Below are 13,241 nucleotides of genomic sequence, written 5' to 3'. Positions count from 1 at the left end.
TCGTAGGCCTGATAAGTGCAAAGCCATCAGGTTTTCAGTTACAGCTCTTTTTTAGATAAAGAGAGTAGTTTCTTCTCGTAATCCTGCTTCACAATCTCCAGTGCTTTCAGAACTGTTTCAGGCTCCATCTGATTCTCTTCAAGCAGGACAATCAAATCGACGGCCAGTTTGACTTCATCTGGGGCGTTCTCTAATGACATAAATTCTCCGGGGATTAGCGGGTTAAACGCGCCAGCATGTTATCTATTCTTGCCAGTGCATGACGACAGCGTGCCAGTCGTGCTTCGAATGCCTCTACTTCGCGATGCAGTTTTTGCTGTTCTTCAAAGCCTGTAACCTGTGCCAGGCGTTCTTTACGTTCACGCGTCATTTCAACCAGGCGGCGCTCAAACTCCTGGTGTTGAACTCGCTTACGCTGCCAGCGCGCCAGACCAGGAGAGGCGCAGTCCCACTCCCGGAGCGACCAACTGGCGGTTTCACGTGAAATCGCCTCTAACTGTGAGGCAAGGTGTTCCGTAAGCCAGGTAATTTGTGGTAGTTGTTGCTGTTCAACTGCGCGACGTAGAGCAGTGAGATTATCATCAGCTTCATCCAGACAGGCCTGTAGCAACGTGCTGCGGGTGTGAAACAGATGCCTGTCAAAGCGGGCGCTAAGCGTGGCATGGTGTGCCAGTGGGGCACAACGCTGCCGCAAGCGGTTAAGCTGGTTTTCGAGCGTCTGAAGCAGCATGACGGTTTTCACGACAACACTCCGATGAAAATGAGAACTGTTATGATAAAGTAGCGATTCTCTGTGTTAAGTATTCATATTATGCAACGCATTATTCTAATCATCATAGGCTGGATAGCGGTAGTGTCAGGAACGCTGGGCGTTGTATTGCCTCTGTTGCCGACAACGCCGTTTATCTTGCTGGCCGCCTGGTGTTTTGCTCGCTCGTCGCCGCGTTTTCACGACTGGTTGCTGTACCGTTCGTGGTTCGGCGGGTATCTGCGCCACTGGCAAAAACACCGCGCGATGCCGCCGGGAGCAAAGCCGCGCGCTATTTTGTTGATCCTGGTAACGTTTAGTATTTCACTGTGGCTGGTCAATATGATGTGGGTACGCGGCCTGCTGCTGGTTATTCTCGCCTGTTTACTGATTTTTATGTGGCGGATCCCGGTGATTGATGAAAAACAACAAAAGCAGTAAAGCGCAATAAACGCTGTTGCAATTGTCTCTCACAGCCAGTAAATTCGACCGTTTTCGAGCACAGGCGCAGGTGGTCAAAGGTTAAGCAAATATAACCTTGGCTCTTATACAGACACAAAATCATTCAAGATACGTCGAGGATGAAGTGTATAGTGCGCCGTGAAGTAATACTGTATTAATCAGGCACAAACTTATGACCGCGACTGCACAGCAGCTTGAGTTTCTCAAAAATAGCATCAAAAGCATCCACGATTACCCAAAACCGGGCATTCTTTTTCGTGATGTCACCAGTTTACTGGAAGACCCGAAAGCCTACGCCCTCAGTATTGAATTGCTGGTTGAACGCTACAAAAATGCGGGTATCACTAAAGTGGTTGGTACCGAAGCGCGTGGCTTCCTGTTTGGCGCGCCGGTAGCGTTGGGTCTGGGCGTTGGTTTTGTTCCGGTACGTAAACCCCGTAAGCTTCCGCGTGAAGTTATTGCTGAGAGCTATGAGCTGGAATACGGCACCGATCAACTGGAAATCCACGTTGATGCCATCAAACCTGGTGATAAAGTCCTGGTTGTGGACGACCTGTTGGCAACCGGCGGCACGATTGAAGCGACCGTGAAACTGATCCGCCGTCTGGGTGGCGAAGTGACCGATGCTGCATTTATCATTAACCTGTTTGATCTGGGTGGCGAGCAGCGTCTGGAAAAGCAGGGACTGACCTGTTATAGCCTGGTTCCATTCCCGGGCCACTAATTTCGGGCTATCTTATCTCGGCAGATTAATACCGAGACACACAACCTCGCCGTCGCTGCGAGGTTGTGTTAGCATTATCTCCCTGTGAATCCACCCTCCAGCCTTTCAGAGCCTGCCAATGAGTTATCAGGTCTTAGCCCGAAAATGGCGCCCACAAACCTTTGCTGACGTCGTCGGCCAGGAACATGTGCTGACGGCACTGGCGAACGGCTTGTCGTTAGGGCGTATTCATCATGCTTATTTGTTTTCCGGCACCCGTGGCGTCGGGAAAACGTCAATCGCCCGTTTGCTGGCGAAGGGATTAAACTGTGAAACCGGCATCACCGCTACGCCGTGCGGCGTGTGTGATAACTGCCGTGAAATCGAGCAGGGGCGCTTTGTCGATCTGATTGAAATCGACGCCGCCTCACGCACCAAAGTCGAAGACACCCGTGACCTGCTGGATAACGTCCAGTACGCGCCAGCGCGCGGTCGCTTTAAGGTCTATTTGATTGACGAAGTGCACATGCTGTCGCGCCACAGTTTTAACGCCTTGCTGAAAACGCTCGAAGAGCCGCCCGCACACGTTAAGTTCCTGCTGGCGACCACCGATCCGCAGAAGCTGCCGGTGACTATCCTGTCGCGCTGTCTGCAATTCCATCTTAAAGCGTTGGATGTCGAACAGATTCGCCATCAGCTTGAGCATATCCTCAAAGAAGAGCATATCGCCCATGAGCCACGTGCGTTGCAACTGCTGGCTCGCGCCGCGGACGGCAGCCTGCGCGATGCGCTGAGCCTGACCGATCAAGCGATCGCCAGCGGCGATGGTCAGGTCTCGACCGACGCGGTCAGCACCATGCTTGGTACGCTGGACGACGACCAGGCGCTTTCGCTGGTTGAAGCGGTTGTGGCTGCGGACGGCGAACGCGTTATGACGCTGGTGAACGATGCCGCCGCGCGCGGTATTGAATGGGAAGCGCTACTGGTTGAGATGTCGGCTCTGCTGCATCGTATTGCCATGGTTCAGCTTTCACCTGCCGCGCTCGGCAGCGATATGGCCGCCATTGAACAGCGTATGCGCGAACTGGCGCGAATCGTCCCGCCAACCGATGTGCAGCTTTACTACCAGACCCTGTTAATCGGGCGCAAAGAACTGCCGTATGCGCCGGACAGGCGAATGGGCGTTGAAATGACGCTGCTACGTGCGCTGGCTTTTCATCCGCGCATGCCGCTCCCGGAACCTGAAGCCCCGCGACAGTCTTTTGCCCCGGTCGCCCCCACTGCGGTGATGAACCCGACGCAGGTGCCGCAGCAGCCTGCGGCAGCGCAACAGCAACAGAATGTACCGCTCTCCGATGCTACCAGCCAGGTGCTGGCGGCACGCAGCCAGCTGCAACGCGCTCAGGGAGCAACCAAACCAAAAAAGAGTGAACCGGCAGCCGCTTCCCGCGCGCGGCCGGTGAATAATGCTGCGCTGGAAAGACTGGCTTCGGTGTCGGAACGTGTTCAGGCGCGTCCAGCGGTCTCTGCGCTGGAAAAAGCGCCAGCGAAGAAAGAAGCGTATCGCTGGAAAGCGACCAATCCTGTTGCAGAAGTCAAAGAGGTCGTCGCTACGCCGAAAGCGCTGAAAAAAGCGCTTGAGCATGAAAAAACGCCAGAACTGGCGGCAAAGCTGGCGGCTGAGGCCATCGAACGCGACCCGTGGGCTGCACAGGTAAGCCAGCTCTCGCTGCCTAAACTGGTGGAGCAGGTGGCGCTTAATGCCTGGAAAGAAGAGAATGGCAACGTGGTTTGCCTGCACCTGCGTTCCACGCAGCGACACCTTAACTCCAGCGGCGCGCAGCAAAAACTGGCCGAAGCATTGAGTTCCTTAACGGGGTCAACGGTTGAATTGACCATCGTTGAAGATGATAATCCAGCGGTGCGCACGCCGCTGGAGTGGCGTCAGGCCATTTATGAAGAGAAACTCGCGCAGGCGCGTGAGTCGATTATTGCGGATAATAACATTCAGACGCTGCGTCGTTTTTTCGATGCGGACCTGGACGAAGAGAGTATTCGCCCCATTTGATCGTCAGCCATTACGGTTTGACGGTCGTCATCCCTTAACGTGATTGAGAGAGAAGCCTATGTTTGGTAAAGGCGGTCTGGGTAACCTGATGAAACAGGCCCAGCAGATGCAAGAAAAAATGCAGCAGATGCAGGAAGAAGTCGCCAAGCTGGAAGTGACCGGCGAATCTGGCGCTGGTCTGGTAAAAGTAACCATCAACGGCGCGCATAACTGCCGTCGTGTGGAGATCGATCCAAGCCTGCTGGAAGACGACAAAGAGATGCTGGAAGACTTGGTTGCTGCGGCATTCAACGACGCCGCGCGCCGTATTGAAGAGACGCAGAAAGAGAAGATGGCCTCTGTTTCCTCCGGAATGCAGCTGCCGCCTGGCTTTAAGATGCCGTTCTGATGCAAACCAGCCCGCTGTTAACTCAGCTTATGGAAGCGCTGCGCTGTCTGCCGGGCGTTGGCCCGAAGTCTGCGCAGCGCATGGCGTTCACGCTGCTTCAGCGCGATCGCAGCGGCGGGATGCGTCTGGCGCAGGCGTTAACGAAGGCGATGTCGGAAATCGGCCACTGTGCCGATTGCCGCACATTCACAGAACAGGACGTCTGCAACATCTGCTCGAACCCGCGTCGCCAGGAAAACGGTCAGATTTGCGTGGTGGAGAGTCCGGCGGACATCTACGCCATTGAGCAAACCGGGCAATTTTCCGGACGTTACTTCGTGCTGATGGGACACCTGTCGCCGCTGGACGGTATTGGTCCTGATGATATCGGGCTGGATCGTCTCGAGCAGCGGCTGGCATCTGAGCAAATCAGCGAACTGATCCTGGCGACCAATCCCACGGTCGAAGGAGAGGCGACCGCCAACTATATTGCTGAGCTTTGCATGCAATATGACGTTGAGGCCAGCCGTATCGCCCATGGCGTTCCGGTTGGTGGCGAGCTGGAAATGGTCGATGGCACCACGCTGTCGCACTCTCTGGCAGGACGACACAAGATTAAATTCTGAACAAACGGAGGCCGCGACGGCGGCTTCCGCTTGAAATCCTTTCCGCTTGTCCCCATTTCACCCTCAACCTGTTTTTACCATTGAAAATGGCATTGTTGAGGTAGACCTACATGAAAGGACAAGAAACTCGTGGTTTTCAGTCAGAAGTAAAACAGCTTCTGCACCTGATGATCCATTCTCTGTATTCCAATAAAGAAATCTTCCTGCGTGAGCTTATCTCTAACGCCTCGGATGCGGCAGACAAGCTGCGTTTTCGCGCACTGTCTAACCCGGACCTGTATGAAGGTGACGGTGAGCTGCGTGTGCGTGTTTCCTTCGATAAAGATAAGCGTACGTTGACCATTGCCGATAACGGCGTGGGGATGAACCGTGATGACGTTATCGATCATCTGGGGACCATTGCGAAATCCGGTGCTAAATCTTTCCTTGAATCCATGGGATCCGATCAGGCAAAAGACAGCCAGTTGATCGGCCAGTTCGGGGTTGGCTTCTACTCTGCGTTCATCGTGGCGGATAAAGTCACCGTGCGTACCCGCGCAGCGGGCGATAAACCGGAAAACGGCGTGTTCTGGGAATCTGCGGGTGAAGGTGAGTACACCGTTGCCGACATCACCAAAGACGATCGCGGCACCGAAATCACGCTGCATCTGCGCGAAGGCGAAGACGAGTTCCTTGATGACTGGCGCGTACGTTCCATCATCAGCAAATATTCCGACCATATCGCGCTGCCGGTAGAGATCGAAAAATCCGAAGAGAAAGACGGCGAGACCGTAGTTTCCTGGGAAAAGATCAACAAGGCGCAGGCGCTGTGGACCCGTAACAAGTCGGAAATCAAAGACGACGAGTACAACGAATTCTACAAACATATCGCGCACGACTTCACTGATCCGCTGACCTGGAGTCATAACCGTGTGGAAGGTAAGCAGGAGTACACCAGCCTGCTGTACATCCCGTCTCAGGCTCCGTGGGATATGTGGAACCGCGATCACAAGCATGGTCTGAAACTGTACGTTCAGCGCGTGTTCATTATGGACGACGCCGAGCAGTTCATGCCGAATTACCTGCGCTTTGTGCGTGGCCTGATAGATTCTAACGATCTGCCGCTGAACGTTTCTCGTGAGATCCTGCAGGACAGCACCGTCACCCGTAACCTGCGTAGCGCGCTGACCAAACGCGTACTGCAGATGCTGGAAAAACTGGCGAAAGACGACGCGGAAAAATACCAGACCTTCTGGAAACAGTTCGGCCTGGTGCTGAAAGAAGGCCCGGCGGAAGACAACGCTAACCAGGAAACGATCGCTAAGCTGATGCGCTTCGCGTCCACGCACACTGACTCCTCCGCACAAACCGTGTCGCTGGAAGACTACGTGTCGCGTATGAAAGAAGGGCAGGAGAAAATCTACTACATCACCGCAGACAGCTATGCGGCGGCGAAGAGCAGCCCGCACCTGGAACTGTTGCGTAAGAAAGGCATCGAAGTGCTGCTGCTTTCTGACCGTATCGATGAGTGGATGATGAACTACCTGACCGAGTTCGACGGTAAGGCATTCCAGTCCGTAGCCAAAGCTGACGAGTCCATCGACAAGCTGGCGGATGACGTTGACGAATCGGCAAAAGAAGCGGAAAAAGCGCTGACGCCGTTCGTTGAGCGCGTGAAAACCCTGCTGGGCGATCGCGTAAAAGAAGTGCGTCTGACTCACCGTCTGACCGACACGCCGGCCATCGTTACCACCGATGCGGACGAAATGAGCACCCAGATGGCGAAACTGTTCGCAGCTGCTGGCCAGGCCGTACCGGAAGTGAAATATATCTTTGAACTCAACCCGGACCACGTGCTGGTCAAACGCACAGCGGATACCCAGGACGAAGCGCAGTTCAAAGAGTGGGTTGAACTGCTGCTGGATCAGGCGCTGTTTGCTGAACGCGGCACGCTGGAAGATCCAAACCAGTTCATTCGTCGTATGAACCAGTTGCTGGTGTCCTGATAGCCGTAAGGTAATGCCGGATGATGCTAACGCGTGTCCGGCTTACACCATCTCGTCGATCCCTGGCCGGATACGGTGTTTACACCGCGATCCGGCATTTTCTCTCCTCATTTTTAATTTTCCCATCGTTAACCGTTTCAGCGTCGGGCGTCTTCCTTGAGCCAATTGCGTGATGGTGGTATCGTTTAGCGCTTTTTAAAAAATATCGACAACCTTTAAGGGGATTTTCGTAATGCGTATCATTCTGCTTGGCGCTCCGGGCGCGGGTAAAGGAACTCAGGCTCAGTTCATCATGGAGAAGTATGGTATTCCGCAAATCTCCACCGGTGATATGCTGCGTGCTGCCGTGAAATCTGGCTCCGAGCTGGGCAAACAAGCGAAAGACATCATGGACGCCGGTAAGCTGGTGACTGATGAGCTGGTGATCGCGCTGGTAAAAGAGCGTATTGCTCAGGAAGACTGCCGTAATGGTTTCCTGCTTGATGGCTTCCCGCGTACTATTCCGCAGGCTGATGCCATGAAAGAAGCAGGCATCAACGTGGACTACGTTCTTGAATTCGACGTTCCGGACGAGCTGATCGTTGACCGTATCGTGGGTCGTCGCGTACACGCTGCTTCTGGCCGCGTTTACCACATCAAATTCAACCCGCCTAAGGTTGAAGGCAAAGACGACGTGACCGGCGAAGAGCTGACCACCCGTAAAGACGATCAGGAAGAGACCGTACGTAAGCGCCTGGTGGAATACCATCAGATGACCGCTCCGCTGATCGGCTACTACTCTAAAGAAGCGCAGGCGGGTAACACCAAATACGCGAAAGTTGACGGCACCCAGGCTGTGGCTGACGTTCGCGCAGCGCTGGAAAAAATCCTCGGTTAAGTTTTAGCGCAGTCAATGCCGGATGGCGGTGTAAACACCTTATCCGGCCTACGATTTTATGTAGGCCTGATAAGCACAGCGCCATCAGGCAAATTCTCGTCTTACCTTTCACAGCAATTAGTTCTTCTTTATCGCTTTTCCGCTACAATTATCAACAATTTGAATCGATAAGAGGCGGTAATGCGTCAGACGAAAACCGGTATCCTGCTGGCAAACCTCGGCACTCCCGATGCCCCAACCCCCGAAGCCGTTAAGCGCTACCTGCGCCAGTTTTTAAGCGATCAACGCGTAGTCGATACGTCACCTGCGCTGTGGTGGCCGCTGCTGCGTGGTGTGATTTTGCCGCTACGTGCGCCACGCGTGGCAAAGCTGTACCAGTCAATCTGGATGGAAGACGGTTCCCCGCTGATGGTCTACAGCAAGGCGCAACAGCTGGCGCTGGCACAACGTCTGCCAAATACGCCTGTCGCGCTGGGGATGAGCTACGGTTCACCGTCGCTTGAAAGCGCGGTCGATGAACTGCTGGCAAGCGGAGTTGAACACATGGTGGTGTTACCGCTGTACCCGCAATATTCCTGTTCTACCGTGGCGGCAGTCTGGGATGAACTGGCGCGAATCTTAGCGCGTAAACGCAGTATTCCTGGCATCTCATTTATTCGTGATTACGCCGATGACAGCAGCTACATTGATGCGCTGGCCAAGAGCGCCCGTGATTCATTTGCTCAACATGGTGAACCCGATTTGCTGCTGCTTTCCTATCACGGCATTCCGCAGCGCTACGCCGATGAAGGCGGTGACTACCCGCAGCGCTGTCGTGATACGACTCGTGAGCTGGTTTCTGCGCTTGGCTTGCCGCCGGAAAAAGTGATGATGACCTTCCAGTCTCGTTTTGGCCGTGAACCGTGGTTGACGCCATATACCGATGAAACGTTAAAAATGCTGGCGGAGAAAGGGACCCGACATATCCAGGTCATGTGTCCGGGCTTCGCGGCTGATTGTCTCGAAACGCTGGAAGAGATAGCGGTGCAAAACCGGGAGATTTTCCTCGAGGCAGGCGGTAAGCAATATGAGTATATTCCGGCGCTGAATGCCACACCGGAACATATCGAAATGATGGTTAAACTGACCGCAGCCTACCGTTAAAGCTGCGCTCTGAAGTAACGCGCGCCCTCCCGCAACGCATCGTCGGCGGTTTTCATCATCCGCGAATAGTGCAGGAAGGCGTGCAACGTGCCGGGGTACATTTTGTACTGGCAGGGCTGCTGATGCGCCTGTAGCGTCTGGAACAATAAGCGGCTGTCGTCAATCAGCGGATCAAACTCCGCACCGGCGATAAAACACGGCGGCACGTCGCGCGTCAGGTCGTTATTAAACAGGCAATAGTACGGTGATTCACGATCGTCGGCGCTACGCAGGTACGCGTTTTCGTACATCTGCAGATCCTCGCGAGTTAAACCATCCCAGGCTCCGCCCATTAGCCGTCGGCTCAGTGAATCCTGCAGGCCGTAAAGCCCATACCACAACAGCACGCCAGCCACCTTGCCGCAGGCAATGTGTTTATCCCGCAACCACAACGCGCTGGCAAGCGCCAGCATGGCCCCGGCGGAATCGCCCGCAAAACCAATATGATTCACATTAAGGGAATAATCGCCAGCGTGCTGATAAAAGTACTGACAGACGGCGACAATCTCTTCGATGGCTTGCGGGTAGCGGGCCTCTGGCGAAAGCGAATAGTCGATGCCAATTATCGTGCACTGCGTATAGCGCGCCAGTAAACGCATAATGCGATCGTGGGTATCCAGATTACCGAGAATAAAACCGCCGCCGTGCAGGTAATATAGCGTCGCCTGGCTATGGGGCAGCGGAGCGTAAATTCGTGTGGCAACGGGGCCGCATGCGGTGGAAATAACGCATTCTCGGGTATTCATCTGTGGGGCATCGGCATTCCACAACTGCCGTTCATGAATGTAGTGTTTACGCTGGGCCACAAAGTCATCGGCAGCGGGCCACGGCGGCAAATCTTCGCGATGAAAATTCACCACACTTTTCATTTCATCCGAAATGTTGTCGAGTACGGGGATCTTGTTTTCCGGCTTCATAAAGCGCTCCTTGTGAAGGTGAGTTATTGTAGAAATTCATCCCGGATAAACTGCGATCTCACCGTCCGATATTGAAACTCAGCGCCGCATCGCATGCGCAGCGGGGAATGTGCTACCATGCATCGCTCAGCTAACCACCCGTAAAATCGACCATGAAATTTCCCGGTAAACGTAAATCCAAACACTATTTTCCCGTCAGCGCGCGCGATCCGTTGCTGCAACAAATTCAGCCAGAAAATGAAACCAGCGCAGCCTGGGTGGTGGGTATTGACCAGACGCTGGTGGATATTGAAGCCAAAGTTGATGATAACTTTGTAAAACGTTATGGATTAAGTGCCGGGCACTCTCTGGTGATTGCAGATGATGTCGCTGAAGCGCTCTACCAGGAACTGGTGCGTGAAAATTTGATCACCCATCAGTTTGCGGGCGGTACTATCGGTAATACGATGCACAACTACTCTGTGCTGGCGGATGACCGCTCGGTGCTGCTGGGTGTGATGTGCAGCAATATCGAGATTGGCAGCTATGCGTACCGCTATTTATGCAATACCTCCAGTCGTACCGATCTGAACTACCTGCAGGGCGTAGATGGACCGATTGGTCGCTGCTTTACGCTGATTGGCGAGTCCGGTGAGCGTACCTTTGCAATCAGCCCAGGGCATATGAACAAGCTACGGGCGGATAGCATCCCTGAATCGGTGATTGCCGGAGCGTCCGCGCTGGTGCTGACGTCCTATCTGGTGCGCTGCGAGCCGGGCGAGCCAATGCCGGAAGCGACCATGAAGGCGATCGAATTTGCTAAAAAACACAATGTTCCGGTGGTACTGACGCTGGGCACCAAATTTGTCATTGCCGATAATCCGCAGTGGTGGCAGGCATTCCTGAAAGAGCATGTCTCAATTCTGGCGATGAATGAAGAAGAGGCCGAAGCGCTGACCGGCGAAAACGATCCGCTGCTGGCGTCCGACAAGGCGCTGGATTGGGTGGATCTGGTGCTGTGCACAGCGGGACCGGCGGGTCTTTATATGGCGGGCTTTACGGAAGAAGAAGTCAAACGTAAAACCCAGCATCCGCTGCTGCCTGGGGCCATTGCCGAATTCAACCAGTACGAGTTTAGCCGCGCCATGCGCCATAAAGATTGTACCAATCCGCTGCGTGTGTATTCGCACATCGCACCGTATATGGGCGGTCCAGAGAAGATCATGAATACCAACGGCGCTGGCGACGGCGCGCTGGCGGCATTGCTGCATGATATTACCGCTAACAGCTATCACCGCAGCAACGTGCCTAACTCCAGCAAGCACAAGTTCACCTGGCTGACCTATTCGTCGTTAGCCCAGGTGTGTAAATATGCGAATCGCGTGAGTTATCAGGTGCTGAACCAGCATTCCCCGCGCCTGACGCGCGGTTTGCCGGAACGCGAAGATAGCCTCGAAGAGTCGTACTGGGATCGTTAAATCATGCACATGCCGGATAAGCGATAGCGTCATCCGGCAACGACATCAGCCTGTAACGACCACCTCACCAGCAGGCGGCGTTTCAATCAGCTCCAGCATGGTACGGGCGATTTCACGCTCACCCATGACGACCTGATTGGCGCCGCGTTCGGTAATGTATTCCACCTCATCGTCATAATGCGCGCGCGCGATAATTTCAATCGACGGGCACTTCTCGCGTGCTGAAGCGACAATTTCACCCGCTTCATAGCCATTGGGAATAGTCAGCAGCAGCCAGCGTGCGCAATCCAGATGCGCCAGATTCATAATTTCTTCGTTGGCGGCATTCCCCAGCACCGCGCGGATCCCGCGCTCGCGCAGTTCATCCACTCGGGTGCGTGAGGTTTCGATAACTACCAGCGGGATCCCCGCAGCCATCAATTTCTCGCCCAGCAGGCTACCGACGCGCCCAAAGCCAACCAGCAGGGCGTGATTGCAGATATCCACCGGAATTTGCTTCTCTTCTTCAATAGCCTCTTCCAGCGTCTGTTCTTCCAGCGTTTCTGTTTTGGCGAGATATTTTTCTAACACCGCGAACAGCACCGGGTTAAGCATGATAGACAGGATCGCCCCCGCCAGCACCAGATTCTGTCCGGCCTGCGGCAGCAGGTTTAACGCCATGCCCAGACCCGCCAGGATAAAGGCAAATTCACCAATCTGCGCCAGGCTGGTGGCAATGGTGAGCGCTGTGCGTTGGGAGTGACCAAACAGGCGCACCAGGAAATAGGCGGCAAGGGATTTACCAAAGATGATAATCGCCAGCGTGCCCAGCACCGCCAGCGGCTGCTGAATCAGAATCATGGGATCAAAGAGCATCCCGACGGAAACGAAGAACAGTACGGCGAACGCATCGCGCAGCGGCAGGGTGTCATGCGCCGCACGGTGACTCAGTTCAGATTCGTTCAGCACCATGCCGGCGAAGAATGCCCCCAGTGCAAAGGAGACATCGAACAGCTCCACTGCGCCAAATGCGATACCTAATGCGAGGGCGAGGACTGACAGGGTAAACAGTTCGCGTGAGCCGGTTGCGGCGCTACGGGCCATAATCCACGGCACCAGGCGACGACCAACCAGCATCATAATTGCGATAAACGCCACTACCTTACCGATGGTAATGCCCATATCTACGGCCAGCGAGGCAAAGCCGACATCTTCTTTTTCCAGCATTCCAGCGACGGCTGGCAGGAGAACCAGCGTCAGCACCATCATCAGGTCTTCGACAATCAGCCAGCCAATGGCGATTTGCCCGCGCTGACTGTCAATGAGCTGCCTTTCTTCAAGCGCACGCAATAGCACTACGGTACTGGCGGTTGAAAGACACAGACCAAACACGATCCCAACCATCAGCGACCAGCCCATCACTGCTGAAAGCGCCATGCCCAGCAGCGTTGCCACCGCTATCTGGGCAATCGCGCCGGGAATGGCGATAGACTTTACCGCCATCAAATCCTTCAGCGAAAAGTGCAGCCCCACGCCGAACATCAGCAGGATTACGCCAAGCTCGGCCAGTTCAGGCGCTAGCTTGGTATCAGCAACAAAACCAGGTGTAAATGGACCGGCCAGAACGCCCGCTAACAGATATCCCACCAGAGGAGAAATACGTAGTTTATTGGCAATCATGCCTAATATAAAAGCGAGCACAAGGCCGCCGACAATGGTGGTGATAAGCGGGGTGGCGTGATGCATTCCGTCTCCTTTGGTTGCTGTGATAATCCTGAAAACTCAAACGACGAGTAATAGTTTATGACAATTTTGATGTTTTTGTTTGTGAATAATTATTGAATTTTGATGAAAATAGGATTTTAGACGT

At 54.2% G+C, this 13,241-nt stretch carries 13 protein-coding genes and 1 other annotated feature; of the genes, 9 read left to right on the top strand and 4 right to left on the bottom strand.

Annotated features, from left to right (window positions below):
• Positions 1–38: 38 nt before the first annotated feature.
• Positions 39–200 carry a pleiotropic regulatory protein RsmS gene (gene rsmS, locus HV037_RS18020; protein WP_016155875.1) on the bottom strand — a complete coding sequence of 54 codons (162 nt, stop codon included), beginning with the start codon at positions 198–200 and terminating at the stop codon, positions 39–41.
• A 14-nt stretch (positions 201–214) separates the two neighbouring features.
• The gene (gene priC / locus HV037_RS18015) at positions 215–742 is read right to left on the bottom strand and encodes a primosomal replication protein N'' (RefSeq protein WP_103283557.1); all 528 of its coding nucleotides are present in this window, start codon (positions 740–742) and stop codon (positions 215–217) included.
• A gap of 69 nt (positions 743–811) precedes the next feature.
• On the opposite strand from priC, the gene HV037_RS18010 reads away from it, so the two are divergent.
• From HV037_RS18010 to hemH, 8 genes are all read left to right on the top strand, one after another.
• Positions 812–1,189 (top strand): DUF454 family protein, encoded by a 378-nt coding sequence (locus HV037_RS18010; protein WP_103284448.1) that lies wholly within the window; start codon positions 812–814, stop codon positions 1,187–1,189.
• A 193-nt stretch (positions 1,190–1,382) separates the two neighbouring features.
• Positions 1,383–1,934, top strand: a complete 552-nt coding sequence (apt, locus tag HV037_RS18005) for an adenine phosphoribosyltransferase (protein WP_006685676.1) — start codon at positions 1,383–1,385, stop codon at positions 1,932–1,934.
• Positions 1,935–2,052: 118 nt separating this feature from the next.
• Entirely contained in the window at positions 2,053–3,981 is a 1,929-nt protein-coding gene (dnaX, locus tag HV037_RS18000) for a DNA polymerase III subunit gamma/tau (RefSeq protein ID WP_019076181.1), read from the top strand.
• Positions 3,314–3,378: a sequence feature (DnaX frameshifting element), on the top strand. Its footprint overlaps the gene before it by 65 nt.
• A gap of 58 nt (positions 3,982–4,039) precedes the next feature.
• The gene (locus HV037_RS17995) at positions 4,040–4,369 is read left to right on the top strand and encodes a YbaB/EbfC family nucleoid-associated protein (protein WP_003021764.1); all 330 of its coding nucleotides are present in this window, start codon (positions 4,040–4,042) and stop codon (positions 4,367–4,369) included.
• Positions 4,369–4,974 carry a recombination mediator RecR gene (gene recR / locus HV037_RS17990; protein WP_016152082.1) on the top strand — a complete coding sequence of 202 codons (606 nt, stop codon included), beginning with the start codon at positions 4,369–4,371 and terminating at the stop codon, positions 4,972–4,974. The genes HV037_RS17995 and recR overlap by 1 nt, the downstream gene beginning before the upstream one ends.
• A gap of 110 nt (positions 4,975–5,084) precedes the next feature.
• Positions 5,085–6,959 carry a molecular chaperone HtpG gene (gene htpG / locus HV037_RS17985; RefSeq protein WP_181500126.1) on the top strand — a complete coding sequence of 625 codons (1,875 nt, stop codon included), beginning with the start codon at positions 5,085–5,087 and terminating at the stop codon, positions 6,957–6,959.
• Between the two features lie 232 nt (positions 6,960–7,191).
• Entirely contained in the window at positions 7,192–7,836 is a 645-nt protein-coding gene (adk, locus tag HV037_RS17980) for an adenylate kinase (RefSeq protein ID WP_003021773.1), read from the top strand.
• 180 nt (positions 7,837–8,016) lie between these two features.
• The gene (hemH, locus tag HV037_RS17975) at positions 8,017–8,979 is read left to right on the top strand and encodes a ferrochelatase (protein WP_181624245.1); all 963 of its coding nucleotides are present in this window, start codon (positions 8,017–8,019) and stop codon (positions 8,977–8,979) included.
• Here the strand turns inward: hemH and aes are convergent.
• Complete coding sequence (gene aes, locus HV037_RS17970) at positions 8,976–9,935, bottom strand: acetyl esterase (RefSeq protein ID WP_016155878.1); 960 nt, start codon at positions 9,933–9,935, stop codon at positions 8,976–8,978. The two genes, hemH and aes, sit on opposite strands and share 4 nt — an antisense overlap.
• Positions 9,936–10,087: 152 nt before the next feature.
• Here aes and gsk point away from each other — a divergent pair, with 152 nt between their 5' ends.
• Positions 10,088–11,392, top strand: coding sequence for an inosine/guanosine kinase (gsk, locus tag HV037_RS17965; protein WP_016152086.1), 1,305 nt, complete (start codon positions 10,088–10,090; stop codon positions 11,390–11,392).
• Positions 11,393–11,437: 45 nt separating this feature from the next.
• Here gsk and ybaL read toward each other — a convergent pair whose 3' ends face one another.
• Positions 11,438–13,117, bottom strand: coding sequence for a YbaL family putative K(+) efflux transporter (gene ybaL / locus HV037_RS17960; RefSeq protein WP_016152087.1), 1,680 nt, complete (start codon positions 13,115–13,117; stop codon positions 11,438–11,440).
• Positions 13,118–13,241: the final 124 nt, after the last annotated feature.

Origin of the sequence: Citrobacter sp. RHBSTW-00017, from assembly GCF_013797615.1 — a bacterium.
GTDB classification, from domain to species: domain Bacteria; phylum Pseudomonadota; class Gammaproteobacteria; order Enterobacterales; family Enterobacteriaceae; genus Citrobacter; species Citrobacter braakii.
Note: the sequence above shows the minus strand (reverse complement) of the source record. Positions and strands in the feature narration are given on the sequence as shown.